Origin of the sequence: Acidovorax sp. LjRoot117, from assembly GCF_964252695.1 — a bacterium.
Lineage (GTDB): Bacteria > Pseudomonadota > Gammaproteobacteria > Burkholderiales > Burkholderiaceae_C > Acidovorax.
Window position 1 is genome coordinate 137889 of record NZ_CAXUPO020000003.1, and the last position, 23144, is coordinate 161032.

Genomic DNA, 23144 nt, shown 5'->3' on the forward strand with positions numbered 1-23144 from the left:
GGGCCGGCGCGCTCATGGGGCAACGGCCTGCGCACCGGCCTCGTCCACCGCCACGGCACCACCGGCGGGCTTGTGCGGCACCAGCAGCACGGGGATGGACTTGGAGGTGGGCGTGCCCGCCGCGTCCGCCACTGCGGACAGCGGCACCAGGGGGTTGGTCTCGGGGTAGTAGGCCGCGAGGTTGCCGCGCGGGATGTCGTAGGCCACCAACTTGAAGCGGTCGGCCCGGCGCTCCTGGCCGTCGCTCCACACGGTCTGGATGTCGACCCAGTCGCCGTCCTGCATGCCCAGCGCGCGGATGTCCTTGTCGTTGATGAACACCACGCGGCGCTGGCCGTAGACGCCGCGGTAGCGGTCGTCCATGCCGTAGATGGTGGTGTTGTACTGGTCGTGCGAGCGCGTGGTCAGCAGCGTGAAGACCACCGCATCCTTGTAGCGTTCGCGCGCGATGTGCGTGGGCGTATCGCGCGGCACGGCATGGGCATGGAAGCTGGCCTTGCCCGAGGCCGTGGCCCACACGCGCTCGCTGGCCGTGTTGCGCAGGCGGAACCCGCCGGGCACGGCCACGCGCTGGTTGAAGTCCTTGAAGTCGGGGAACACCTTCTCGATCTGGTCGCGGATGCGTGCATAGTCCTCCACCAGCCACAGCCAGGGCACGTTGCTGCGCGCGCCCAGCGTGGCGGCGGCAAGCCGCGCGACGATGGCCGGCTCTGACAGCAGGTGCTCGGACGCGGGCGGGTTGATGCCCACCGAGATGTGCACCATGCTCATCGAGTCTTCCACCGTCACGCCCTGCGGGCCGGTGGCCTGCATGTCGATCTCGGTGCGGCCCAGGCATGGCAGGATCAGCGCCTCCTTGCCATGCACGATGTGGCTGCGGTTGAGCTTGGTGGTCACGTGCACCGTGAGGTCGCAGCGCTGCAGGGCCTTCCAGGTCTCGTAGGTGTCCGGCGTGGCGGATGCGAAGTTGCCGCCCAGGGCGAAGAACACCTTGCCCTTGCCGTCCAGCATGTGGCGGATGGCCTCCACCGTGTCCACGCCGTTTTCGCGTGGCGGCTCGAAGCCGAACACGTCGCGCAGCTTGTCGAGCAAGGCGGCCGGGGGCTTTTCCCAGATGCCCATGGTGCGGTCGCCCTGCACGTTGCTGTGGCCGCGCACCGGGCACGGGCCCGCGCCCTCGCGGCCGATGTTGCCGCGCATCATGAGCAGGCTGACGATGGCCTGGATGGTGGCCACCGCGTACTTGTGCTGCGTGATGCCCATGCCCCAGCAGGCGATCACGCTCTTGGCGCCGATGTAGATGTCGGCCGCGGAGCGCATCTGCGCCTCGGTCAGGCCCGACTCCTGCTCCAGCAGCTCCCAGGATTCGGTGCGCAGGTCGTCCGCCATGGCCGCAAAGCCGGTGGTGTGTTCGGCGATGAAGGCGTGGTCGAGCACGCCGCCGCGTGCGTCCTCCTGCTCCAGCACATGCTTCATCATGCCCTTGACCGCCGGCAGGTCGCCGCCCACGCGCAGCTGGAAGTAGTGGGTGCTGATGGGCGTGGAGCCCATCGTGGCCATCTCCAGCTTGTCCTGAGGGTCGGCAAAGCGCTCCAGCCCGCGCTCGCGCAGGGGGTTGAAGCTCACGATGCGTGCGCCGCGCTTGTGCGCCTCGCGCAACTCGCCGAGCATGCGCGGGTGGTTGGTGCCGGGGTTCTGGCCGAAGATGAAGATCGCCTCGGCGCACTCGAAGTCGTGCAGGGTCACCGTGCCCTTGCCCACGCCGATCTGCGGGCGCATGCCGCTGCCGCTGGGCTCGTGGCACATGTTCGAGCAGTCGGGAAAGTTGTTGGTGCCGAACTGGCGCACGAACAGCTGGTACAGGAAGGCGGCCTCGTTGCTGGCCCGGCCCGAGGTATAGAAGATGGCCTGGTTGGGGTCGGGCAGCGCGTTCAGGTGGCGCGCGATCAGCGCGAACGCATCGTCCCACGCGATGGGGCGGTACTGGTCGCTGGGCGCGTGGTAGGCCATGGGCTGCGTGAGCCGGCCCTGGTCTTCGAGCCAGAAATCGCTCTGCTCGGCCAGCTCGGCCACGGTGTACTGGGCGAACAGGCCGGGGCCGGCGCGGCGGGCGGTGGCCTCGGCCGCGACGGCCTTGACGCCGTTCTCGCAGAACTCGAAGGTGGAGGCATGGTTGCGGTCGGGCCAGGCGCAGCCCGGGCAGTCGAAGCCGTCGGGCTGGTTGGCCGAGAGCAGCGTCTTGGCGCCCTTCAAGGGAATGTCCTGGCGCAGCAGCGCGTTCTTGACGCTGTTGAGCGCGCCCCATCCGCCGGCGGGGCCTTTGTAGAACTCGATTTTTTCTTGCTTCATCATGGTCTCCTGGACGGTGCGCCACGGCTTGGACTGTGCCACGCCCGCGGCGTTCCCGGCCCCTGCCCCGCAAGGGGCGCGCACAGGGCGGCTGCGGCCCCGTGCATCGGCGAAGGCGCCATGGCGGCGGCCTGCGCCTTCGTCACTGGAAGAACTTGGCGGCGCTCACCAGCGTCTTGTAGATGCCCCAGACGAGCGGCACACCCACTGCCAGCCACGCGAAGGCCACCAGCGCAGGACTGGTCGTGCCGCCGCTGCCGGGGCCGCCGCCCACTTCGGCCGCCACGCTCTTTTCGTGGGCCAGCTTCTTCTCGTGCGCCAGTTCCTCGTCGCTCATGAACCACTTGTCGGCCAGCGGGCGCACCATCAGGTTGGCGATGAGGCCGATGACCAGCATGCCCACCAGGATGTACATGGTCTGGTTGTACACCTGTTCGCGCGGCAGGCCCAGGCCTAGTTGGTATTCGCGCATGTAGTTGACCACCACGGGGCCGAGAATGCCGGCCGTGGCCCAGGCCGTGAGCAGGCGGCCGTGGATGGCGCCCACGAACTGCGTGCCGAACAGGTCGGCCAGGTAGGCCGGCACCGTGGCGAAGCCGCCGCCGTACATCGACAGGATCACGCAGAATGCGCCCACGAACAGGAGCTTGCTGCCCGCGCCCGCAGAGCTGGGGATGCTCGCGTACATCAGGCCGCCGAGCACGAAGAAGATCACGTAGGTCATCTTGCGGCCGAACTTGTCGGACAGGCTGGCCCAGAAGAAGCGGCCGCCGATGTTGAACAGCGACAGCAAGGCGGTGAAGCCGCCGGCCACGGCCGCGATGGCGGCCAGCTGGGCCTTGTCGAGTTCGCCGAACTTCTGCTGCACACCGATCAGGCCGCCGCCGAAGACTTCCTGCAGCATGGGCGAGGCCATGCCGATCACGCCGATGCCGGCGCTCACGTTCATGCACAGCACGACCCAGATGAGCCAGAACTGCGGGATGCCCCAGACGCGCTTCACGTGCACGTGGCGCTGGGTGATCATGGCGTTGGCCGAGGGGGGTGGCGGGGTCCAGCCGGCGGGCTTCCAGCCCGTGGGCGGCACGCGGTAGCCCAGGGCACCGGCCATCATGAACACGAAGTACACCAGCGCCATGACCACAAAGGTCTGCATCACGCCCACGTCGGTGGGGCTCGAGAAGTGCTTCATCAGGTCCACGGCCAGGGGCGAGCCGATCATCGCGCCGCCGCCAAAGCCCATGATGGCCATGCCGGTGGCCATGCCGCGCCGGTCAGGGAACCACTTGATCAGGGTGGACACGGGGGAGATGTAGCCAAGCCCCAGCCCGATACCCCCGATCACGCCCGAGCCCAGGATCATGAGCCAGAACTGGTGCAGGTGAATGCCCAGCGCCGACAGCAGCATGCCGCCGCACCAGCACACGGCCGAGACCACGCCGGCCTTGCGCGGGCCGGCACGTTCCAGCCATCCGCCCCAGATGGCGGCAGAGCAGCCCAGGAAGACGAAGAACAGGGTGTACATCCACCCCAGCGTGGCCACGCGCCAGTCGCAGCCCGACGCGAACAGCTCGGCGAAGAAGCTCATGTCCTTGGCGCAGGCCGCGCCCGTACCGGCCGTGGAGAGGGCCTTGGACAGCGGCAGCCAGAACACCGAGAAGCCATAGGCCATGCCGATGCACAGGTGGATCGCAAGCGCTGCCGGCGGCACCAGCCACCGGTTGAAGCCGGGCGCGGCGATGATGCGCTCCTTGTCCAGGAAGCCGGGAGACGCGTGGGCCCCGGGCAAGGCGGCCGAGCCCGCTGTGGATGCGTTCATAGGTGCTCTCTCCTGTGATGTCGTGCAGGCGCTGCAGGGCGTGCACCAGTTTTTCTTGACGCAAGTCAATTGCGCGGGGCGGAGTGTCCGGACAGGAGCGCCCTAGCGTCAAATTGAATCGGCACATGCTGCGATTCAACAATTGAATGACGCGAATGGAAATTGATTGCAGATGGCTTGCAATCAGCCAAAGTCAGTCACGCTAAAGCCGACGAAACTGGCGCGCTGCCAAGCCAGTGCACCCGTGGAACTGGCTTTGCCAGGCCACGGGGTGCGTCCCCCCTTGGTGGAAGGCGCCGAAGGCGACTCAGGGGGAGTCCCTCAGCTCTCCGCAGTGCAGCGCCACATGGTCCCGCCAGGCAGGCTGGTCCAGCAGCTCGAGCGCGGCTTCGAGGGCCCGGGAAACGCGGGGCCCGCGCTGGGTCATGAAGCCGATGGGCGTGCGCACATCGGGCGCCACCAGGGGCAGGGCCTCCAGGCCGCGTTCGCTGCGCGCGGCGGCCACCATGGCGCCCGGCAGCACGCTGCAGACCTCGCCCGACAGCACGGACAGCACCAGGGTCAGCACCGAGTTGGTCTCGATGGCCGGCGGCACGGGCTCGCCCGCCTCGCGGAACGCCTCGTCGATGATGAAGCGGTTGTGCATGTCGGGGGTGAGCAGGCACAGCGGAAGCCGCGCCGCGTCCTTCCAGCGCATGGGCGCGCCGATGCACAGGCGGTCCGGGCCGGGCGTGCGGGCACGGCGCAGCAGGTAGTAGTGTTCGTTGCACTGCGGCCACGAGCGCAGGTTCACGCGCTTGGCCTGCATGCGCTCGCTGTAGCCCACGGCCAGGTCCAGCGACAGGTCTTCGAGCCGCTGTTCGAGCTCCTGCGAACTCATCGACAGCACCACGGGCAGTATGCCCGGGTGCCGCGCCTGCAGCATGGCCGCAAAGCGCGAGAGGATGGGCACCGCCGTGGGCGTGGACGCCATGCGCAGGCGGCCCTGCGGCTCGGCCTCCGTGCTGCGCAGTTCCTGGCGCAGCACCTCGTTGTCGCGCAGCATGCGCTGCGCCGTGGCCAGCACGGCCTCGCCCTCGTGGGTCAGGCCCACATAGGTGCGCGCGCGCTGCACGATGACGACCCCGAACTCCTCCTCCAGCGAGCGCAGCGCGTTCGACAGCGCCGGTTGCGTGATGTGGCAGGCCTGCGCCGCCCGGCCGAAGTGCCGGTGCTCGTGCAGGGCAACCAGGTAGCGCAGGGAGGCGAGCAGGTTCATGGGCGGTGGTTTGCAGGCATTTTTTTGGCTGTAGCGCTTATGTAGAAAGCGCTAGAAGCTCACATTTCAGGAGCAATCAAGTATCTCCGGCATCGGGCATCGGGCTGTCCGCCAGTTCACGCTCGATCTGCTCGATGCTGGGAAGGCTGGTCTGCAATTCTGCGGGCAGGGACTCCAGCAACTTGTACTCGGCAATGCCCATCGGTTGCGACTTGTCTCCGAGAGCGTACTCAGCCACCACCTTGTTCTTGGTTTTGCACAGCAGCAGTCCAATCGTGGGGTTGTCGTACTCGCCCTTGACCTGGCGGTCCACTGCCGTGAGGTAGAAGCCCAATTGGCCGAGATGCTCGGGTTTGAATTTGCCCGCCTTCAATTCGATCACCACATAGCAGCGCAGTTTGAGGTGATAGAACAACAGGTCGATGAAAAACTCGTCGCCACCCACATCCAGCAGCACCTGCCTGCCCACGAAGGCAAACCCTGCGCCGAGTTCCAGCAGGAATTCAGTCACATGCTTGACCAGGGCACCTTCGATTTCGCGCTCTTGAGCCTCGTCGGACAAGCCCAGGAAGTCAAAACGGTAGGGGTCTTTCAGAGATTCTCGGGCCAAGTCCGACTGCGGCTTGGGCAAGCAGCCCTCGAAATTCGTCACCGCCTGGCCGCTGCGTTCCAGGCGACGGGTTTCGATATGGATGTTCAGGATATTGCGCGACCATCCATGCGCAATGGCACTTTGTGCATAGGCCAGCCGTTGCGCGGGATCTTTCAACTGCGACAGAAGCACCAGGTTGTGGCCCCAAGGCAATTGTCCAACAGCCTGTTGGACAATTGCCGCATCAGGCCACGCCTGCGCAAACGCGCGCATGTACATGAGGTTAGCCCGAGAAAAGCCCTTCATCTCAGGAAAGGCTGCGCGCAAGTCCTGCGCCAGCCGATCGATCACCTTCGAGCCCCAACCCTGCGCCGCCTGGCGCTGCAGGATGTCCCGGCCGATCTGCCAGTACAGCAGGACCAACTCACGGTTCACAGCGAGCGTGGCGCGCTGCTGGGAGCCGTGGATGCGCCCCTTCAACTCGGCCAGCCAATCGGCGTAGCCTGCGGGCGGGTCGATCAGGCCGACGGGCTTTTCGCTCATGGGGTTAGTCCTCTGCGCAGCCTTTTGGTGCGCTACCGCTTGTCCATCAAGCGCCAACAGCTATCCATTCAATAGCAAACCCGACCTCAGGTGTTCTTGCTGATCGAAATCGTCGGAAACTTGTTCGAGAAGTCCTTGGCCTGCTGCGCGATCTTCACCGCCACGTCGCGCGCCACCTTCTTGTAGATCTGGGCGATCTCGCCATCGGGGTCGGCCACCACCGTGGGCTTGCCGCTGTCGGCCTGCAGGCGGATGCTCATGTCCAGGGGCAGCGCACCCAGGTAGTCCATGTGGTAGTCGGCCGCCATCTTCTTGCCGCCGTCGGCGCCGAAGATGTGCTCCACATGGCCGCAGTTGCTGCACACGTGGGCGGCCATGTTCTCGACGATGCCCAGGATGGGCACGCCCACCTTCTCGAACATCTTGATGCCCTTCTTGGCGTCCAGCAGGGCGATGTCCTGCGGGGTGGTGACGATCACCGCGCCGGTCATGGGCACGCGCTGGGACAGCGTGAGCTGGATGTCGCCGGTGCCCGGCGGCATGTCGATGATGAGGTAGTCCAGGTCCTTCCAGTTGGTCTGGCGCAATAACTGCTCCAGCGCCTGGGTGGCCATGGGGCCGCGCCAGATCATGGCTTCGTCCTGGTCCACCAGGAAGCCGATGGACATGACCTGCACGCCGTAGTTCTCCAGCGGCTCCATGGTCTTGCCGTCGTCGCTTTCGGGGCGGCGGTTGATGCCCAGCATCATGGGCTGGCTGGGGCCGTAGATGTCGGCGTCCAGCACGCCCACGCTGGCGCCCTCGGCGGCCAGGGCCAGGGCCAGGTTGGCAGCCGTGGTGCTCTTGCCCACGCCGCCCTTGCCCGACGCCACGGCGATGATGTTCTTGACCTGGGGCAGCAGTTGCACGCCGCGCTGCACCGCATGGGCGATGACCTTGGTGGTGATGTTGACCGAGACGTTCTCGACGCCCGCCACGCCCTTGGCAGCGGCCACCAGGCTGCGGCGCAGCTCGGGCACCAGGCTCTTGGCGGGGTAGCCCAGTTCCACGTCGAACGCGATGTCGCCACCGGTGATCTGCACGTTGCGCACGGCGCGGGAGCTGACGAAATCCTTGCCCGTGTGGGGGTCCAGAACGCTGGAAAGAGCGGCCAAGAGGCCCTGTTCGGTGACTGCCATTCAATTAACTCCTGTGGGTCCGCTAGTCTATTCCGAAGGACGGTGCCCCTTCGGCTGAAGGACAATGCGCGCCTGTCGCGTCCCTGGCGCATCCGAACCCACCGAGAAGAAGAGAAGGTTTCCCCGTGAAATTCAAGATGGCCGAAAAGTCCCTGTTTGCCATGCTGCTGCGCTCACCCTGGTGGGTCAGCTTCCTGGTGGTCGGCCTCATCGTGATGGCGGCGGGCGCGCTGCTGCCCAAGGAATACTTCGTAGTCGGTGCGCTGGCCGGCTTCCCCATCCTGGTGGTGGGCTGCATCGCGGCCTGGAAGCAGTTGCGCGCCCCCAACCCCGCCCGGGTGGCCGAGATGCTGGACGCGGTGGCCAGCATGCCCTGGCGCAGTTTTGCCGACACGCTGGCCGCCGCCTGGACGCGCGCGGGCTACGCGGTCGAGCGCCTGCCCGCCAACGGCGCGGCCGACCTGTGCCTGACCCAGGACGGGCGCACGACGCTGGTCAGCGCCCGCCGCTGGAAGGCCGCCACCCACGGCGTGGAGCCGCTGCGCGAGCTGCACGCCGCGATTCAGGCCCGGGGGTCGTCGGGCGGCATCTACGTGGCCACGCACGGGCAGTTGAGCGACAACGCACGCCTGTTTGCGCGCGACCACGGCATTGCCGTGCTGCAGGGCGATGCCGTGGCGGTGCTGCTGCTGAGCCAGCGCTGACCCGGCCTGCCGCTGCGGCCCGGCCCGCGGCATCTCGGTGATGCAGCCACCGCCAGGCACGCCGCCCGCCGCCCGCCGCCCGCCATTCGGGTTTTCCCAGATGAGGCCGGCCGTGGCGCACCCCACACTCGGGGCACACCCCGCCCTACAGCCGATGCCATCGACCCGCCCCCACACTGCGCCCGCCGCCACCGCCTCCACCGCGTCCACGCCCCCCACCCGCCCCACGGGCCTGCTGCTGACCGGCGGCGGCGCCCGCGCGGCCTACCAGGTGGGCGTGCTCGAAGCCATCGCCGACATCCGCAACGCCTGCGGCGCGGGCGACGAGCCCAACCCGTTTCCGATCATCACGGGCACCTCGGCGGGCGCCATCAATGCCGCCGCGCTGGCCTGCGGCGCGGACCACTTCGACCGCGCAGTGCGCCGCATTGCGCGGGTGTGGAGCCAGTTCCACGCCAGCCAGGTGTACGGGGCCGACTCGCTGTCGGTGATGCGCAGCGGGGCACGCTGGCTCACGCTGCTGTCCATGGGCTGGGCTCTGGCGCGCTGGCGGCGCATGCGGCCCCGGTCGCTGCTCGACAACTCGCCGCTGGAAAAACTGCTGGTCAAGATGGTGCCGCTGGTGCGCCTGCCCCGGCTCATCCGCAAGGGCCACCTCACGGCGCTGGCGGTGACGGCATCGAGCTACAGCTCGGGCGAGCACGTGACCTTCTTCGAATCCAATGCGCCGGTGCAGCCCTGGGTGCGCTCGCAGCGCAAGGCGGCCCGCGACCGCATCACGCACGAGCACCTGCTCGCGTCCTCGGCCATTCCGTTCATCTTTCCGGCCAAGGGCATCACCATCGGCGACCACACCGAGTTCTTCGGCGACGGCTCGATGCGGCAGTCGGCCCCCATCGCCCCGGCCATCCACCTGGGGGCCGAGCGCATCCTCGTGATCGGCGCGGGCCGCATGCACGAGCCCAAGGGCGACACCGCCGCCAACCCCACGGCCAACTACCCCTCGCTTGCGCAGATCGCGGGGCATGCGCTGTCCAACATCTTTCTCGATGCCCTGGCGGTGGACGTGGAGCGCGTGCAGCGCGTGAACCAGACGCTGTCGCTCATCCCCGAAGACGTGCGCAACAAAAGCGCGCTGCGCCCCATCGAGCTCCTGGTCATCGCGCCGTCGCAGCGGCTGGACGCCGTGGCCGCGCGCCATGTGGGCGAGCTGCCCGGCCCGGTGCGCACCATGCTGGCGGCGCTGGGTGTCACGTCCAACATGGCGGATGTGCGCGGCGCGGCGCTGGCCAGCTACCTGCTGTTCGAGTCCGGCTACACGCAGGAGCTGATGGCCCTGGGCCGCGCCGACACGCTGGCGATGCGCGGCGAGGTGTGCCGGTTCTTCGAGTGGACGGACACTGGCGCCGAAGTGCAGACCAAGCACCACGCCTGACGCTGGGTTGCCGTCAGAAACACACCACCACAACACCGTTCACGCCGAGCCCTTTGACGAGCACAGGACAGGCCTGCCGAAGCGCCGCGCAAGGCGTGGGCAGGCTCAGACCGAACGGTTTCGGGTATTGAGTGATTGAACGCGAACCCGAAGGAGGCGCACGGGGTGCTCGCCTTCCTGCCGCCTGCCTTCCTGCCCTTTCCCTCTACTTTTGCTGCAGCACATCCTTGGGCAACCAGCCCAGGCCGTGGGCGTGCAGGCTTTGCACATACAGCCGGTCGGCCGTCTCGGTGATGGCCGTGGTCTCGGGGTAGGCGCCCGTCGGGTCCTGCAGGTCGGCCACCACCTTGCCGTCGTCGGTGAACGCGATCACATGGCCGTAGGGCTTGGGGATGGGCCACAGCGCGCGCGGCAGTCGCAGCGTCAGGCTGCGCAGCCAGGGCTTGCCGGCCATGTTGTCGATGGCGGCGCCGCGCGGCTTGGCAAAGCCCAGCCAGATGCGGCCGTCCATGCCGCGCATGAGGTTGTCGGGGTAGCCGGGCAGGTTGTCCAGCAGCACGCGGGCCTGGGGCGCCGGCTGGCTGCCGGCGGGGGCCTTGACCTTCGCATCGGCCTCGCTGATGTCCAGGTCGTTCGCGTCCACCGCGATCTTCCACACCCGGTACTTGCCGGTCTCGTTGACGAACAGGCTTTGCCCGTCCTGGCTGAGCGCCAGGCCGTTGGCAAAGCTGATGCCGCGCGCCACCACGCGCGTGGCGCGGGTGGCGGGGTCGTATTCGAGCACGCGGCCGGTGCTGGCCTGTTCCAGGATGTCGAGCACGCTGGCCTCGAAGGTGCCGCCCCAGTCCTTGGGCGCAAAGCGGGTGGAGGCGTCGCTCAGGTACATCTTGCCGCTTTTCGCCACCACCACGCCGTCGGCGTAGCGGATGGGGTCGTTGCCGACCTTGTCGGCCAGCACGGTGACCTTGCCGTCGGGCGCGATCGACAACAGCCCCTTGACCGCGTCGGCCGCAATCAGGTTTCCCGCTGCGTCGAAGTCAAAACCCAGCACCCGCCCGCCGGTGTTGGCAAACACCTCCTGGCCCGATCCGTCGGGGTTCATGCGCAGGATGTTGCCGCTCAGTACCGTGGTGTAGAGCTTGCCGTCCTTGCCCAGCGCGATGTGCTCGGGGCCGACTTCGCCTTTCAGGTCGATCATCCGCAGCCCTGCCAGCCGCTGGTTGGGCGCGTGCACGCCCTGGTAGCCCGGCGCGGCCGGGGCCGTCCACGCCACCGGCCGGATGGGCACGGGCCACCACGCCAGGTAGGCCGCACCCGCCAGCAAGATGCCGCCCACACCCCACCCCAGAGTCTTTGCCAAGGTCCTCTTCGCCATCGATTTGTCCTGTGGTTGTCGATGCCGCGCATTGTGATCCAGCGCCGGGCCGGCCCCGCCGCGGAGCGAAGGGGCTGCGAGCGCCTAAAATCACCGGTTCCGCCTGAGAAAGCCGCTTTTCATGACGTCATCCGCACGCAAACTCTTCGTTACCACCGCCCTGCCGTATGCCAACGGCAACTTCCACATCGGCCACATCATGGAATACATCCAGGCCGACACCTGGGTGCGTGCGCAGCGGATGCAGGGCAACGCGGTCAACTTCGTGGGCGCGGACGACGCCCACGGCGCGCCCATCATGATCGCGGCCGAAAAGGCCGGCAAGACGCCCCAGCAGTTCGTGGCCGACATCGCCGCCGGCCGCAAGCAGTACCTCGACGGCTTTCACATCGCCTTCGACAACTGGAGCAACACCGACAGCCCCGCCAACCATGCGCTATCGAAGCAGATCTACCTGGACCTCAAGAAGGCCGGGTTCATCGAAACCCGCACCATCGAGCAGTTCTTCGACCCCGAGAAGAACATGTTCCTGCCGGACCGCTTCATCAAGGGCGAATGCCCGCGCTGCCACGCCAAGGACCAGTATGGCGACAACTGCGAGGTGTGCAGTTCCGTTTATGCGCCCACCGACCTGATCAACCCCTTCTCGGCCCTGTCAGGCGCCAAGCCGGTGCTCAAGACGTCGGAGCACTTCTTCTTCAAGCTGTCCGACCCGCGCGCGGTGGAGTTCCTGACCACCTGGACGCAGGACGGCGTGCATGTGCAGCCCGAGGTGGCCGCCAAGATCAAGGAATGGTTCGGCGTGCGCACCAACCCCGACGGCAGCACCAGCGAGGGCCTGGACGACTGGGACATCTCGCGCGATGCGCCCTACTTCGGCATCGAGATCCCGGATGCGCCGGGCAAGTACTTCTACGTGTGGCTGGACGCGCCCGTGGGCTACCTGGCCTCACTGAAGGAGCTGCTGGAGCGGCGCGGCGAGGACTTCGACGCCTACATGGCCGACCCGGCCGTCGAGCAGTACCACTTCATCGGCAAGGACATCATCACCTTCCACACGCTGTTCTGGCCAGCCATGCTGAAGTTCAGCGGCCGCAAGACGCCCGCCAAAATCTGCGTGCACGGCTTCATGACCGTGAACGACGGCGAGAAGATGAGCAAGAGCCGCGGCACGGGCCTGGACCCGCTCAAGTACCTGGCACTCAAGATGAACCCCGAGTGGCTGCGCTACTACCTGGGCGCCAAGCTCAACGGCAAGAACGAAGACATCGACTTCAACCCCGAAGACTTCATGGCCCGCGTCAACTCCGACCTGATCGGCAAGTACGTGAACATCGCCAGCCGCGCGGCCGGCTTCATCTTCAAGCGCTTTGGCGGCCAGCTGGGCCCCGTGAGCGACGACGGACAAGCCCTGCTGGCGCAGCTGCGCGACGCCCGGGCCGGCATCGTGGCCGCCTACGAAAACCGCGACAGCGCCCGTGCCGCACGCGACATCATGCTGCTGTGCGACCGGGTGAACAGCTACGTGGACGCCAACAAGCCCTGGGAGCTGGCCAAGCAGGACGGCATGGACGCACGCCTGCAGGACGTGTGCACCACCTGCATCGAAGCCTTCCGCCTGCTCACCATCTACCTCAAACCCATGCTGCCCGCCGTGGCCGCCCAGGTGGAGGCCTTCCTGAACGTGCAGCCGCTGCAGTTTGCCGACGCCGGGCAGCTGCTGGGCGCCGGCCACACCATCGGCCAGTACCAGCACCTGATGCAACGCGTGGTGCCCGAGCAGCTGGAAGCCCTGTTCGAGCCCCCAGCGCCCGCCACACCAGCGCCAGCCGCTACTGAAACCGTAGCAGCCCCCGGCGGCGAGGAACTGGCCCCCACCATCGGCATCGACGACTTCACCAAGATCGATCTGCGCATCGCGCTGATCGTGAACTGCGAGCCGGTGGAGGGCTCCACCAAGCTGCTGCGCCTGACGCTGGACGTGGGCGAAGGCAAGACCCGCAACGTCTTCAGCGGCATCGCCAGCGCCTACAAGCCCGAAGACCTGGTGGGCAAGCACACGGTGATGGTGGCCAACCTGGCACCGCGCAAGATGAAGTTCGGCGTCTCTGAAGGCATGGTGCTGGCTGCCAGCCATGGGGATGAGAAGGCGAATCCGGGTATCTACGTGCTCAACCCCTGGCCGGGTGCTGCGCCGGGCATGCGGGTGCGGTGAGCGGTATTCGCTCGATGACCTCCGATCGGATCTGATGCGACGCCGCCCCGCGCTTGCGCTCGGCGGCTGACCGCAGCACCGAGATGCAGAGCCGAAGCCGCTCCATGCGCACCCTCGTTGTTCTCGGTTTCTCCGCAGTCCTCGGAATTTTTTCTGACTCAACAGGAGCGTCTGAGAAGGCGTTTACCGGAGACTTCGAAGGCACGGGCCGAGCATGCTCAGGGGAGCTGCGTGTGCGGACGAAAACCCTCGAATGGCGTTCAAGTTTCAGCACCTGCACGCCAGCGCATTACGAAGTTCTGGAAAGAAGCGCCCATGGCTCCATGGAACGAATCGTTTTTCGGCTGAAGAAACGCCGCAGCCAATGCCGCTACCCGGTGATAGAAGCGGCGCGTACCAGCGACTACGGCTGGAATGTGACGGGCTACCAGTCCTTGGAAGGGTTCCAGAAAAAAGAGCTGCCGGACTGGAGCAACTCCCCGCTGCCCGACAGGCAAGTACTGTCGTGCCCGATGACCAAGACCCGCTAGCGCCAAGGCCTGCGGCAAGCGCCGTGGCGTCGCCGAACACGGCCGCGATCAACTCCCCGCGTACCGCCCCGGCCGGTGGCTGATCCACAAGAACCCGCTCATCACGAGCACTGCCAGCACCGAGTACGCCACCCGGTCTGCGGGCACCACGAACAGCGCCAGCAGCACCACCGTCCCGTCGATCATCATCTGCACCTTGCCGGCGCGCATGCCGTAGCGGCTTTGCAGGTACAGCGACACCACGGTGGCGCCGCCCAGGCTGGAGCGGTGGCGTGCGAGGAACAGGCAGCCCGTGCCCAGCAGCAGCCCGCCCAGCAGCGATGCGAACAGGGGGTTCAGGTAGTCCACGCGCATCACATGCGGGAACAGTTCGGTCAGCAGCGACAGCAGGGCCACGCAGACAAAGGTCTTGAGGGTGAACTCGCGGCCCATGCGGGTCCAGGCAAACCAGTAGAACGGCAGGTTGACCGCGAAGAACAGCTTGCCGAACGAGATGCCGGTGACGTAGTGCAGCAAGAACGCCGCCCCCGCCGTGCCGCCCACCAGCAGCCCCGCCTGGTTGAACAGCATGAGCGCCATGGCCACGAACAGCGTGCCGGCGAACAGGGCCTGGGCGTCTTCGAAGGCGCCGTGGCGCAGGGAGGGCAGCGGCTGCGGCACGGCGCGCGCTGCGGCCTCGGGCGCTGTGTGGGGTGGCGGGGGAGCGTCGTTCATGGGGGCTTCAAAGGGGTGGGCTGTGGTCGCAGCGGCAGCATTGGCAGCGACAGCACCCAGCCAGCATCATCCATGCCAGCCGTGGCCCCGCCATGACAGCCGCGCCGCTCACTTACTTGCCGCCCTTGAACTCGGGGGCGTCCAGGTCGGGGCCCGTCTGCGTGCGCAGCACGACGTGGTCGGGCCCGTGCACCACCGTGAACACCTTGGCCTGGTTGGAGCCCTCCAGGTAGCGCCAGTCGACGTGGGTTTCATTTTTCAGCGTGTAGGGCGTGACCTTGGCGGGCTTGCCCAGCAGGCGGCGGACTTCGTCCATGCGCTGGCCGGGTTGCACACGGGCGAAGTTCTCGGGCGTGAGCACCTGGCGCAGGGCCGTCATGCGGCCATCGGGGCCCAGGGTGATCATGTAGTTGACCTGGCCCGCGGGCTGGCGGTTGTACTCGAAGGTGCGGGCGCCGCCGGGCTCGTCCCACACGTTGTCGGGGGCGCCGAAGCGGTCGCGCACGTCGGCTTCGGTCGACACGCCCTCCTTCAGTTCACTGATGCGCTGGGGGTCGCAGGCGGTGAGCGCCAGCAGCGAAAAAGCGGCGATGGCCAGCGTGGCCGCGCGATATATCAAAGGCATAAGTCGGTCCCGGTAAAATCAGCAGGCTTGCGATGCACTCCTGCGTGCTCACGGCAGTGCAGAACACGCCCACTGAAAGAGGTTAACAGTCCATGTCCATTTTCCGCCGCCCCGACTACCAGTCCGACGCTACCCAGTTCATCAACCAGCTCAAGACCAGCCATCCGGCGCTGGACCAGCAGCAACAGGCGGGCCGCGCCCTCCTGTGGGACAAGCAGGTAGACCGCAAGATCTGGGTGGAATACCGTGACGGCCAGGTCGCCCAGAAGCCCTACGTGTACCAGACCAACGCGGACTGACCCGCATTGGCGCTCCCATCGGGCCTCCAGATAGCCTCCACCGCTTTGTGCACAAGCGCTGGCAGCTATATTTTCAATAGCAATCCATGACCCCATCGCGCGAAGCCGATGCCGCAGGCGGCGTGGGCAGCATGCCCGACGTGGTCGACCAGGTAGCGCTCGCGCGCCTGTACGGCGAGCCGCTGTTCGCGCTGCCCACCGACCTGTACATCCCGCCCGACGCGCTGGAGGTCTTCCTCGAGGCCTTCGAAGGCCCGCTGGACCTGCTGCTGTACCTGATCAGAAAGCAGAACTTCAACATCCTCGACATCCCCATGGTGGGGGTCACCAAGCAATACCTGGCGTATGTGGACGAGATCCGCAGCCGCAACCTGGAGCTGGCGGCCGAATACCTGCTGATGGCGGCGATGCTGATCGAGATCAAGTCGCGCATGCTGCTGCCGCCCAAGAAGCAGGAAGGCAGCGAGGAGCCCGAGGACCCGCGCGCCGAGCTGGTGCGCCGCCTGCTCGAGTACGAGCAGATGAAAATGGCCGCCGCCCGCCTGGGGCAGCTGCCGCAGTACGGCCGCGACTTCCTGAAGGCGCAGGTCTACATCGAACAAAGCCTGCAGCCGCGCTTTCCGGACGTGCACGTGGTGGAGCTGCAGGACGCGTGGCGCGACATCTTGAAGCGCGCCAAGCTCGTGCAGCACCACAAGATCACGCGCGAGGAGCTGTCGGTGCGCGAGTACATGAGCATGGTGCTCAAGACCCTGCAGGGCCGCCGGTTCGTCGAGTTCGAAGAACTCTTCGAGCCCGAGAACGGCAGCACCGTGCTGGTCGTGACCTTCATCGCGCTGCTGGAGCTGGCCAAGGAGACGCTGATCGAGATCACGCAGGCCGAAGCCTTCGCGCCGATCTACGTGCGCCTGGCCTATGTACCGGCATGACACCCCCTGAGCGGCTGCGCCGCTTCCCCCTTTCTCGCTGCGCGGGAGGGGGACGCCACCGGCGGCCTGGCGAAGCCAGTTCCACGGTGGCACTGGCCTGAAGCAGCGCCGGTTCCAACGGCAACTACGGACCCCATATGGCATCCCACGACTTCGACGTCCTCATCGTAGGCAGCGGCCTGGCCGGCCTTTCTGCCGCGCTGCACCTGGCGCCTACGCACCGCGTGGCGGTGATCACCAAGCGCGCGCTGCAGGATGGCTCCAGCGGCTGGGCGCAGGGCGGCATTGCCGCCGTGCTGGCCGATGACGACAGCTTTGCGGCGCACATCGAGGACACGCTGGTCGCAGGCGCTGGCCTGTGCGACCTGGCCACGACGCGCTTCGTGGTGGAGAACGCGCCCGCATCGATCGCCTGGCTGCGCGAGCTGGGCGTGCCCTTCACGCTCGAAGGCGACCAGCTGCACCTGACCCGCGAAGGCGGCCACAGCGCCCGGCGCATCGCCCACGTGACCGACGCCACCGGCGCGGCCGTGCAGCGCACGCTGATGGACGTGGTGCGCGCCACGCCCGGTATCACCGTGTTCGAGCACCACACGCTGGTGGACCTGATCACCACGCACAAGCTGGGATTGCCCGGCCACCGGTGCCTGGGCCTGTATGCGCTGGACGACGCCACCGACTCCGTCGTGACCTTCCGCGCGCCGCAGACCATCCTGGCCACGGGCGGCGCGGGCAAGGTGTACCTGTACACCACCAACCCCGACACCGCCACGGGCGACGGCATTGCCGCCGCGTGGCGCGCCGGCTGCCGCGTGGCCAACATGGAGTTCATCCAGTTCCACCCCACGGGGCTGTACCACCCGCACGAAAAGTCCTTCCTCATCAGCGAGGCCGTGCGCGGCGAGGGCGGCCAGCTCAAACTCCCCGATGGCACCCGCTTCATGCCCGACCACGACCCGCGCGCCGAGCTGGCCCCGCGCGACGTGGTGGCCCGCGCCATCGACTTCGAGATGAAGAAACACGGCCTGGACTGCGTGCACCTCGATATCTCGCACCAGAGCCCGGCGTTTTTGCAGGAGCACTTTCCGAACATCCTCGCGCACTGCGCGGCGCTGGGCATCGACATCACCAAAGAGCCCATTCCCGTGGTGCCCACCGCGCACTTCACCTGCGGCGGCGTGCTGACCGACCTGGCGGGCCGCACCGACCTGCCGGGCCTCCTTGCGGTGGGCGAGGTGGCCTGCACCGGCCTGCACGGCGCCAACCGGCTGGCCAGCAACTCGCTGCTCGAATGCATGGTGTTCGCGCGCGCCGCTGCCCAGGCCATTGCCGCAGCGCCCGCGGCAGACCTGCCCGCCCTGCCCGCCTGGGACGACAGCCGCGTGACCGACGCCGACGAGTGCGTGGTCATCTCGCACAACTGGGACGAGCTGCGCCGCTTCATGTGGGACTACGTGGGCATCGTGCGCACCAACAAGCGCCTGGAGCGCGCGGCGCACCGCATCGCCACGCTGCAGGGCGAGATCAACGAGTTCTACGCGAACTTCCACGTCACGCGCGACCTGCTGGAGCTGCGCAATTTGGTGCAGGTGGCCGACCTCATCGTGCAGAGCGCGCAGATGCGCCGCGAAAGCCGGGGCCTGCACTTCAGCCGCGACTACCCCGAGCTGGCCGCTCCCGCTGCGCCCACCATTCTCGTTCCCCCCGTGGTCAAACGCACCGCCGAAAAACCGAGCCTGCGGCCATGACCTACAGCGTCAAGGAAATCTTCTACACCCTGCAGGGCGAAGGCGGCCAGGCGGGCACGCCCGCCGTGTTCTGCCGCTTTGCGGGCTGCAACCTCTGGACCGGCCGCGAGCAGGACCGCGCGCAGGCCGTCTGCCAGTTCTGCGACACCGACTTCGTGGGCACCGACGGCACGCTGGGCGGCAAGTTCGACACCGCCGAGCGGCTGGCCGAGACCATCGCCGCGCAGTGGCCTGCGGGCGCGGGCCACCGCCTGGTGGTGCTGACCGGCGGCGAGCCCCTGCTGCAGGTGGACGCCGCCCTCATCGACGCGCTGCATGCGCAGCAGTTCCGCATCGCCGTGGAGAGCAACGGCACGGTGAAGGCGCCGGACGGCATCGACTGGCTGTGCATCAGCCCCAAGGCGGGCGCGCCCTTCGTGCAGCGCAGCGGGCAGGAGCTCAAGCTCGTGTGGCCCCAGCCCGGGTTCGACCTGCAGGCGCTGGAGCGTGACACCCAGTTCAGCCATCGCTTCTTGCAGCCCATGGATGGCCTGCTGCAGCGCCAGAACATCGCCGCCTGCATCGACGCCTGCATGGCCCACCCCGCATGGCGCCTGAGCCTGCAGACCCACAAGCTCACCGGCATCCGGTGAACCGAATCTCTCCGTCAGTCCTATGTTGTTCACCATTTCCCAGCGCTTCTTCTTCGACGCCGCCCACACCCTGCGCCGCGAGATCGAGGCCGAAGGCAGCCGCCGCGTGCACGGCCACACCTACCATGCCGAGGTTTCGCTGAGCGGCCCGCGCGACCCCGCCACCGGCATGGTGCTGGACCTGGGCCTGCTGCGCCAGGGCCTGGCCGTGGTGCGCGAGCAGCTGGACCACCACCTGCTGGACGACGTGCCCGGCCTGGGCACCCCCACGCTGGAGAACCTGTGCGTGTTCATCGCAGCGGCCCTGCCCGCAGACCTGCAGCCACGCGTGAGCCGGGTGCGCGTCTGGCGCGACGCGCTGGGCGACAGCTGCACGCTGGACCTGCCCGTGGCCTGACGCAGACTGCCCGCACCGCCACAATTTTCAGACGCCAACCCAGGACGCCCGATGTTCCGCACCCTGCTCAAATCCAAGATCCACCGCGTGGCCGTGACCCAGTGCGAGCTGCACTACGAGGGCTCCTGCGCCATCGACGAAGACCTGCTCGATGCGGCCGACATCGCCGAGAACGAGCAGGTGCACCTCTGGAACATCAACAACGGCGAACGCTTCATCACCTATGCCATCAAGGGCCAGCGCGGCAGCGGGATGATCTCGGTCAACGGCTCGGCCGCACGCCGCGCGTCGGTGGGCGACCTGATCATCATCGCGGCCTTCGCCCAGGTGCATGAAGACCAAGTCGCCACGCACCAGCCACAGCTGGTGTTCGTGGACGAGAACAACCGCCAGACGGACCTGCGCCACGCGGTGCCCACCCAGGCGCTGTGATTTCACTTTGTCTGCAAACTTACCCGACCCCGTTCACGCTGAGCCTGTCCAAGCGCCGCGCGAGGCTTCGACAAGCTCAGCCGGAACGGCTGTGAATGCAATGAACCGGCGCAAATCCGCATGAGTGCGACCCCACAACCTCCACCCGACACCCTGGCCGCCCGCAGCCTCGCCAGCGTCTGGCACCCCTGCACGCAGATGAAGCGGCACGAGGCCCAGCCGCCCGTGGCCATCGCCCGCGCGCAGGGCCCGTGGCTGTACGGCACCGACGGCCGGCGCTACCTGGATGGCATCAGCTCCTGGTGGGTCAACCTGTTCGGCCACAGCCACCCGCACATAAAGGCTGCGCTGGTGGACCAACTGGGCCGGCTCGACCACGTGATGCTCGCGGGCTTCACGCACGCGCCGGTGGTGGAGCTGTCGGAGCGCCTGGCTGCACTCACCGGCCTGGGCCACGCGTTCTACGGCAGCGACGGCGCAGCCGCCACCGAGATCGCACTGAAGATGAGCGCGCACTGCTGGCGCAACCGGGGCCGGCCCGCCAAGAGCCGCTTCGTGGGCCTGGCCGGCGGCTACCACGGCGAGACGGTGGGCGCGCTGGCCGTGACGGACATCGCGATCTTCCGCGAGGCCTACGCGCCGCTGGTGCGCCTGGCCGACACCGTGCCCAGCCCCGATGCGCGCGGCGCCGCCGCTGGCGAGACCGCTGACGATGTGGCGCAGCGCGCCGCAGCGGGCCTGGAAGGCTGGCTGGCAGAACACCACGCAACCACCGCGGCCTTCATCGTCGAGCCGCTGGTGCAGTGCGCCGCCGGCATGGCGATGCACAGCCCCGACTACCTGCGCCGGGCGCGCGAGCTGTGCGACCGCTATGAGGTGCACCTGGTGGTGGACGAAATCGCCGTGGGCTTTGGCCGCACGGGCACGATGTTCGCGCACCAGCAGGCGGGCATCCGGCCGGACTTCATCTGCCTGTCCAAGGGCCTCACGGGCGGCACGCTGCCGCTGTCGGCCGTGCTGACCACCGATGCGGTGTACGCCGCGTTCTACGACGACGACGTGGCGCGCGGCTTTTTGCATTCGCACTCGTACACCGGCAATCCGCTGGCCTGCCGCGCGGCGCTGGCCACGCTGGAATTGTTCGGCCAGCTCAACGCACTGAAAGCCAACGCCGCGCTGGCGCAACGCCTTGACGCGGCCTGCGCACCCATCACCCACCACCCACGCGTGCACCATGCGCGGCGCCAGGGGATGATCTGGGCGTGGGACGTGGACACTTCGCTGCCCGACTTTGCCCGCCGCTACCACCAGCACGCCATGGCGCGCGGGCTGGTGCTGCGCCCCATCGGCAAGACCCTGTACGCCATGCCGCCCTATCTGCTCGACGACGAGGCCGTGCAATGCCTGGCCCGCGGCGCGCTCGACGCGCTCGACGCCACCCTGCAAGAGGAAATTTAAATGATTGGATGTTTTGTGACCGGCACCGACACCGGCGTCGGCAAGACGCTGGTGTCCGCCGGCCTGCTGCACGCGCTGGCGCCGCACCACCGCCACGTGGTGGGCATGAAGCCCGTGGCCGCGGGCCTGGTGCCCTGGGGCGAGGACTGGGCCAGCGAGGATGCCATCGCACTGCGCTCGGCCTCCACCCTGGCCGTGGCGCCCGAGCTGGACAACCCCGTGCTGCTGCCCGACCCGCTCTCGCCCCACATCGCGGCGGCGCGGGCCGGCGTGGAGATCGACATCGCGGCCATCGTGCGCAGCTACCAGGCGCTGGCGGCGCAGGCGGACGCCGTGGTGGTGGAAGGCGCAGGCGGCTTTCTGGTGCCGCTGTCCGACACGCTCACCGGCGCCGACCTGGCCCAGGCCCTGGCACTGCCTGTGGTGCTGGTGGTGGGCCTGCGCCTGGGCTGCCTGAACCACGCGCTGCTGACGGCCGAGGCCATCCGCGCGCGCGGCCTCACGCTCATCGGCTGGGTGGCCAACCGCATGGACCCCGGCATGGAAGCGGCCGGCGACAACATCGCCTACCTGCGCGCCCGCCTGGGCGCCCCGCTGCTGGCCGAGGTGCCCTACCAGGACCTGCCCGAGGCACGCAGCATGCAGCTGGAGCTGCCGCCGGCATGGCTGTGACCGGCACGTCCGCTGCGGGCTCGACCGCAACATCGTGGCTCGATGAGATCCCGGGCCGCCTGGCCGACATCGAGCGCGCCCACCTGCTGCGCCGCCGCCGCGTGGTGGAGCCGGCAGGCGGCGCACGCCTGCTGGTGGACGGCCAGCCCATGCTGGCGTTCTGCAGCAACGACTACCTGGGCCTGGCCAGCCATCCCGCGCTGGCGCAGGCCGCGCGCGAGGCCACGCACACCTTCGGCGTGGGCTCGGGCGGCTCGCCCCTGGTCAGCGGCCACAGCGCCGCCAACGCCGCGCTGGAGCACGACCTGGCCGCCTTCGTGCAACTGCCCCGTGCGCTGTACTTCTACGCGGGCTACGCCACCAACGCGGGCATCATCCCGGCGCTGGTGGGCGATGGCGATGCGGTGTTCTCCGATGCGCTCAACCACGCCTGCCTGATCGACGGCGCCCGCCTGTCGCGCGCCACCATCCACCGCTACCCGCACGCCGACCTGCCCGCGCTGGAGGCCGCCCTGGCCGCCAGCCCCGCCCGGCGCAAGCTGGTGATCAGCGATGCGGTGTTCAGCATGGACGGCGACCTGATCGACATCCCTGCCCTGCTGGCGCTGTGCGAGCGCTACGACGCCTTGCTGCTGCTGGACGACGCGCACGGCTTCGGCGTGCTGGGGCCCCAGGGGCGCGGCAGCCTGGCGCAGGCGGGTTTGACGGGTGCGAATGCCGCGCGCCGCGTGCTCTACATGGCCACGCTGGGCAAGGCCGCGGGCGTGGCCGGCGCCTTCGTCGCGGGCGATGCAGCGCTGATTGAATGGCTGCTGCAGAAAACGCGCACCTACATCTTTGCCACCGCGGCCCCGGCGCTGCTGGCCAGCGCGCTGCGCGAAAGCCTGGTGCTGATTGCCGCGGCCGACGACCGCCGCGCGCACCTGCAGGCCCGCATCGCACAGTTGCGCGGTGGCCTGGCGGCGCTGCCGCCACCGCTGGCCTGGCACCTGCTGCCGTCGCACACGCCTGTGCAGGCACTGGTGGTGGGCAGCAACGAAGCCGCGCTGGCCGCCATGGACAGCCTGCGCGCGCAGGGCCTGTGGGTGCCGGCCATTCGGCCACCCACGGTGCCGGCGGGTACGGCACGGCTGCGCATCGCACTGTCTGCTGCGCACACCGAGGCCGATGTGGAAGACCTGCTGGCCGCGTTGCGCCAGCATGCGGCAGAGCGTTTGGGCTAGCCGCTCGAAGGATCGGG

Annotated in this window: 21 protein-coding genes; 13 read left to right on the forward strand and 8 right to left on the reverse strand. The window is 68.0% G+C overall.

What is annotated here, in order from left to right:
- Positions 1-12: 12 nt before the first annotated feature.
- The 5 genes from ACSQ3D_RS10240 to apbC form a co-directional block, all read right to left on the reverse strand.
- Positions 13-2349: an FdhF/YdeP family oxidoreductase gene (locus tag ACSQ3D_RS10240; protein WP_436126811.1), complete on the reverse strand. Its 2337-nt coding sequence runs from the start codon at positions 2347-2349 to the stop codon at positions 13-15.
- A gap of 142 nt (positions 2350-2491) precedes the next feature.
- The gene (locus ACSQ3D_RS10245; protein ID WP_056418137.1) at positions 2492-4168 is read right to left on the reverse strand and encodes an OFA family MFS transporter; all 1677 of its coding nucleotides are present in this window, start codon (positions 4166-4168) and stop codon (positions 2492-2494) included.
- Between the two features lie 307 nt (positions 4169-4475).
- Positions 4476-5426: a LysR family transcriptional regulator gene (locus ACSQ3D_RS10250; protein WP_056423033.1), complete on the reverse strand. Its 951-nt coding sequence runs from the start codon at positions 5424-5426 to the stop codon at positions 4476-4478.
- 76 nt (positions 5427-5502) lie between these two features.
- Entirely contained in the window at positions 5503-6561 is a 1059-nt protein-coding gene (locus tag ACSQ3D_RS10255; RefSeq protein ID WP_436126812.1) for a PDDEXK nuclease domain-containing protein, read from the reverse strand.
- Between the two features lie 86 nt (positions 6562-6647).
- A complete protein-coding gene (gene apbC, locus ACSQ3D_RS10260) occupies positions 6648-7739 on the reverse strand; it encodes an iron-sulfur cluster carrier protein ApbC (protein WP_396503790.1) in 1092 nt (363 codons plus the stop codon).
- Positions 7740-7864: 125 nt separating this feature from the next.
- On the opposite strand from apbC, the gene ACSQ3D_RS10265 reads away from it, so the two are divergent.
- Positions 7865-8443, forward strand: coding sequence for a restriction endonuclease (locus ACSQ3D_RS10265; protein WP_436126813.1), 579 nt, complete (start codon positions 7865-7867; stop codon positions 8441-8443).
- Between the two features lie 154 nt (positions 8444-8597).
- Positions 8598-9878 (forward strand): patatin-like phospholipase family protein, encoded by a 1281-nt coding sequence (locus ACSQ3D_RS10270; RefSeq protein ID WP_436126814.1) that lies wholly within the window; start codon positions 8598-8600, stop codon positions 9876-9878.
- Between the two features lie 205 nt (positions 9879-10083).
- On the opposite strand, the gene ACSQ3D_RS10275 is transcribed toward ACSQ3D_RS10270, so the two are convergent.
- On the reverse strand, positions 10084-11253 hold the full coding sequence (locus ACSQ3D_RS10275) for an SMP-30/gluconolactonase/LRE family protein (protein ID WP_436126815.1): 1170 nt from the start codon (positions 11251-11253) through the stop codon (positions 10084-10086).
- Positions 11254-11374: 121 nt separating this feature from the next.
- On the opposite strand from ACSQ3D_RS10275, the gene metG reads away from it, so the two are divergent.
- On the forward strand, positions 11375-13468 hold the full coding sequence (gene metG, locus ACSQ3D_RS10280; RefSeq protein WP_436126816.1) for a methionine--tRNA ligase: 2094 nt from the start codon (positions 11375-11377) through the stop codon (positions 13466-13468).
- A gap of 104 nt (positions 13469-13572) precedes the next feature.
- On the forward strand, positions 13573-13998 hold the full coding sequence (locus tag ACSQ3D_RS10285; RefSeq protein WP_436126817.1) for a hypothetical protein: 426 nt from the start codon (positions 13573-13575) through the stop codon (positions 13996-13998).
- Positions 13999-14046: 48 nt separating this feature from the next.
- Here the strand turns inward: ACSQ3D_RS10285 and ACSQ3D_RS10290 are convergent, their stop codons facing one another.
- Both ACSQ3D_RS10290 and ACSQ3D_RS10295 read right to left on the reverse strand, forming a co-directional pair.
- On the reverse strand, positions 14047-14712 hold the full coding sequence (locus tag ACSQ3D_RS10290) for a YitT family protein (RefSeq protein ID WP_056418113.1): 666 nt from the start codon (positions 14710-14712) through the stop codon (positions 14047-14049).
- A gap of 112 nt (positions 14713-14824) precedes the next feature.
- Positions 14825-15337 (reverse strand): outer membrane protein assembly factor BamE, encoded by a 513-nt coding sequence (locus ACSQ3D_RS10295; protein ID WP_436126818.1) that lies wholly within the window; start codon positions 15335-15337, stop codon positions 14825-14827.
- A gap of 92 nt (positions 15338-15429) precedes the next feature.
- Here ACSQ3D_RS10295 and ACSQ3D_RS10300 point away from each other — a divergent pair, with 92 nt between their 5' ends.
- The 9 genes from ACSQ3D_RS10300 to bioF all read left to right on the forward strand — a co-directional run bounded on the left by ACSQ3D_RS10300 (position 15430) and on the right by bioF (position 23127).
- On the forward strand, positions 15430-15636 hold the full coding sequence (locus ACSQ3D_RS10300) for a DUF3460 family protein (protein ID WP_056418107.1): 207 nt from the start codon (positions 15430-15432) through the stop codon (positions 15634-15636).
- Positions 15637-15722: 86 nt separating this feature from the next.
- A complete protein-coding gene (locus ACSQ3D_RS10305) occupies positions 15723-16565 on the forward strand; it encodes a segregation and condensation protein A (protein ID WP_056418102.1) in 843 nt (280 codons plus the stop codon).
- A gap of 137 nt (positions 16566-16702) precedes the next feature.
- Positions 16703-18313, forward strand: a complete 1611-nt coding sequence (gene nadB / locus ACSQ3D_RS10310; RefSeq protein ID WP_436126819.1) for an L-aspartate oxidase — start codon at positions 16703-16705, stop codon at positions 18311-18313.
- Entirely contained in the window at positions 18310-18945 is a 636-nt protein-coding gene (gene queE / locus ACSQ3D_RS10315; RefSeq protein ID WP_436126820.1) for a 7-carboxy-7-deazaguanine synthase, read from the forward strand. Before nadB ends, queE begins: the two co-directional genes overlap by 4 nt.
- 22 nt (positions 18946-18967) lie before the next feature.
- Positions 18968-19342 carry a 6-carboxytetrahydropterin synthase gene (locus ACSQ3D_RS10320; RefSeq protein WP_056418092.1) on the forward strand — a complete coding sequence of 125 codons (375 nt, stop codon included), beginning with the start codon at positions 18968-18970 and terminating at the stop codon, positions 19340-19342.
- A gap of 51 nt (positions 19343-19393) precedes the next feature.
- Entirely contained in the window at positions 19394-19774 is a 381-nt protein-coding gene (panD, locus tag ACSQ3D_RS10325; RefSeq protein WP_436126821.1) for an aspartate 1-decarboxylase, read from the forward strand.
- A 120-nt stretch (positions 19775-19894) separates the two neighbouring features.
- Positions 19895-21232 (forward strand): adenosylmethionine--8-amino-7-oxononanoate transaminase, encoded by a 1338-nt coding sequence (bioA, locus tag ACSQ3D_RS10330; RefSeq protein WP_436126822.1) that lies wholly within the window; start codon positions 19895-19897, stop codon positions 21230-21232.
- Entirely contained in the window at positions 21233-21904 is a 672-nt protein-coding gene (gene bioD / locus ACSQ3D_RS10335) for a dethiobiotin synthase (protein ID WP_396503797.1), read from the forward strand.
- A complete protein-coding gene (gene bioF / locus ACSQ3D_RS10340; protein WP_436126823.1) occupies positions 21895-23127 on the forward strand; it encodes an 8-amino-7-oxononanoate synthase in 1233 nt (410 codons plus the stop codon). The genes bioD and bioF overlap by 10 nt, the downstream gene beginning before the upstream one ends.
- Positions 23128-23144 lie beyond the last annotated feature (17 nt).

What these genes read in the sequence shown, in the direction of transcription:
- ACSQ3D_RS10240 (WP_436126811.1), bottom strand. Translation starts at nt 2,349, where the DNA reads ATGAAGCAAGAAAAAATCGAGTTCTACAAAGGCCCCGCCGGCGGATGG.
- ACSQ3D_RS10245 (WP_056418137.1), bottom strand. Translation starts at nt 4,168, where the DNA reads ATGAACGCATCCACAGCGGGCTCGGCCGCCTTGCCCGGGGCCCACGCG.
- ACSQ3D_RS10250 (WP_056423033.1), bottom strand. Translation starts at nt 5,426, where the DNA reads ATGAACCTGCTCGCCTCCCTGCGCTACCTGGTTGCCCTGCACGAGCAC.
- ACSQ3D_RS10255 (WP_436126812.1), bottom strand. Translation starts at nt 6,561, where the DNA reads ATGAGCGAAAAGCCCGTCGGCCTGATCGACCCGCCCGCAGGCTACGCC.
- apbC (WP_396503790.1), bottom strand. Translation starts at nt 7,739, where the DNA reads ATGGCAGTCACCGAACAGGGCCTCTTGGCCGCTCTTTCCAGCGTTCTG.
- ACSQ3D_RS10270 (WP_436126814.1), top strand. Translation starts at nt 8,598, where the DNA reads ATGCCATCGACCCGCCCCCACACTGCGCCCGCCGCCACCGCCTCCACC.
- ACSQ3D_RS10275 (WP_436126815.1), bottom strand. Translation starts at nt 11,253, where the DNA reads ATGGCGAAGAGGACCTTGGCAAAGACTCTGGGGTGGGGTGTGGGCGGC.
- metG (WP_436126816.1), top strand. Translation starts at nt 11,375, where the DNA reads ATGACGTCATCCGCACGCAAACTCTTCGTTACCACCGCCCTGCCGTAT.
- ACSQ3D_RS10285 (WP_436126817.1), top strand. Translation starts at nt 13,573, where the DNA reads ATGCGCACCCTCGTTGTTCTCGGTTTCTCCGCAGTCCTCGGAATTTTT.
- ACSQ3D_RS10290 (WP_056418113.1), bottom strand. Translation starts at nt 14,712, where the DNA reads ATGAACGACGCTCCCCCGCCACCCCACACAGCGCCCGAGGCCGCAGCG.
- ACSQ3D_RS10295 (WP_436126818.1), bottom strand. Translation starts at nt 15,337, where the DNA reads ATGCCTTTGATATATCGCGCGGCCACGCTGGCCATCGCCGCTTTTTCG.
- ACSQ3D_RS10300 (WP_056418107.1), top strand. Translation starts at nt 15,430, where the DNA reads ATGTCCATTTTCCGCCGCCCCGACTACCAGTCCGACGCTACCCAGTTC.
- ACSQ3D_RS10305 (WP_056418102.1), top strand. Translation starts at nt 15,723, where the DNA reads ATGACCCCATCGCGCGAAGCCGATGCCGCAGGCGGCGTGGGCAGCATG.
- nadB (WP_436126819.1), top strand. Translation starts at nt 16,703, where the DNA reads ATGGCATCCCACGACTTCGACGTCCTCATCGTAGGCAGCGGCCTGGCC.
- queE (WP_436126820.1), top strand. Translation starts at nt 18,310, where the DNA reads ATGACCTACAGCGTCAAGGAAATCTTCTACACCCTGCAGGGCGAAGGC.
- ACSQ3D_RS10320 (WP_056418092.1), top strand. Translation starts at nt 18,968, where the DNA reads ATGTTGTTCACCATTTCCCAGCGCTTCTTCTTCGACGCCGCCCACACC.
- panD (WP_436126821.1), top strand. Translation starts at nt 19,394, where the DNA reads ATGTTCCGCACCCTGCTCAAATCCAAGATCCACCGCGTGGCCGTGACC.
- bioA (WP_436126822.1), top strand. Translation starts at nt 19,895, where the DNA reads ATGAGTGCGACCCCACAACCTCCACCCGACACCCTGGCCGCCCGCAGC.
- bioD (WP_396503797.1), top strand. Translation starts at nt 21,233, where the DNA reads ATGATTGGATGTTTTGTGACCGGCACCGACACCGGCGTCGGCAAGACG.
- bioF (WP_436126823.1), top strand. Translation starts at nt 21,895, where the DNA reads ATGGCTGTGACCGGCACGTCCGCTGCGGGCTCGACCGCAACATCGTGG.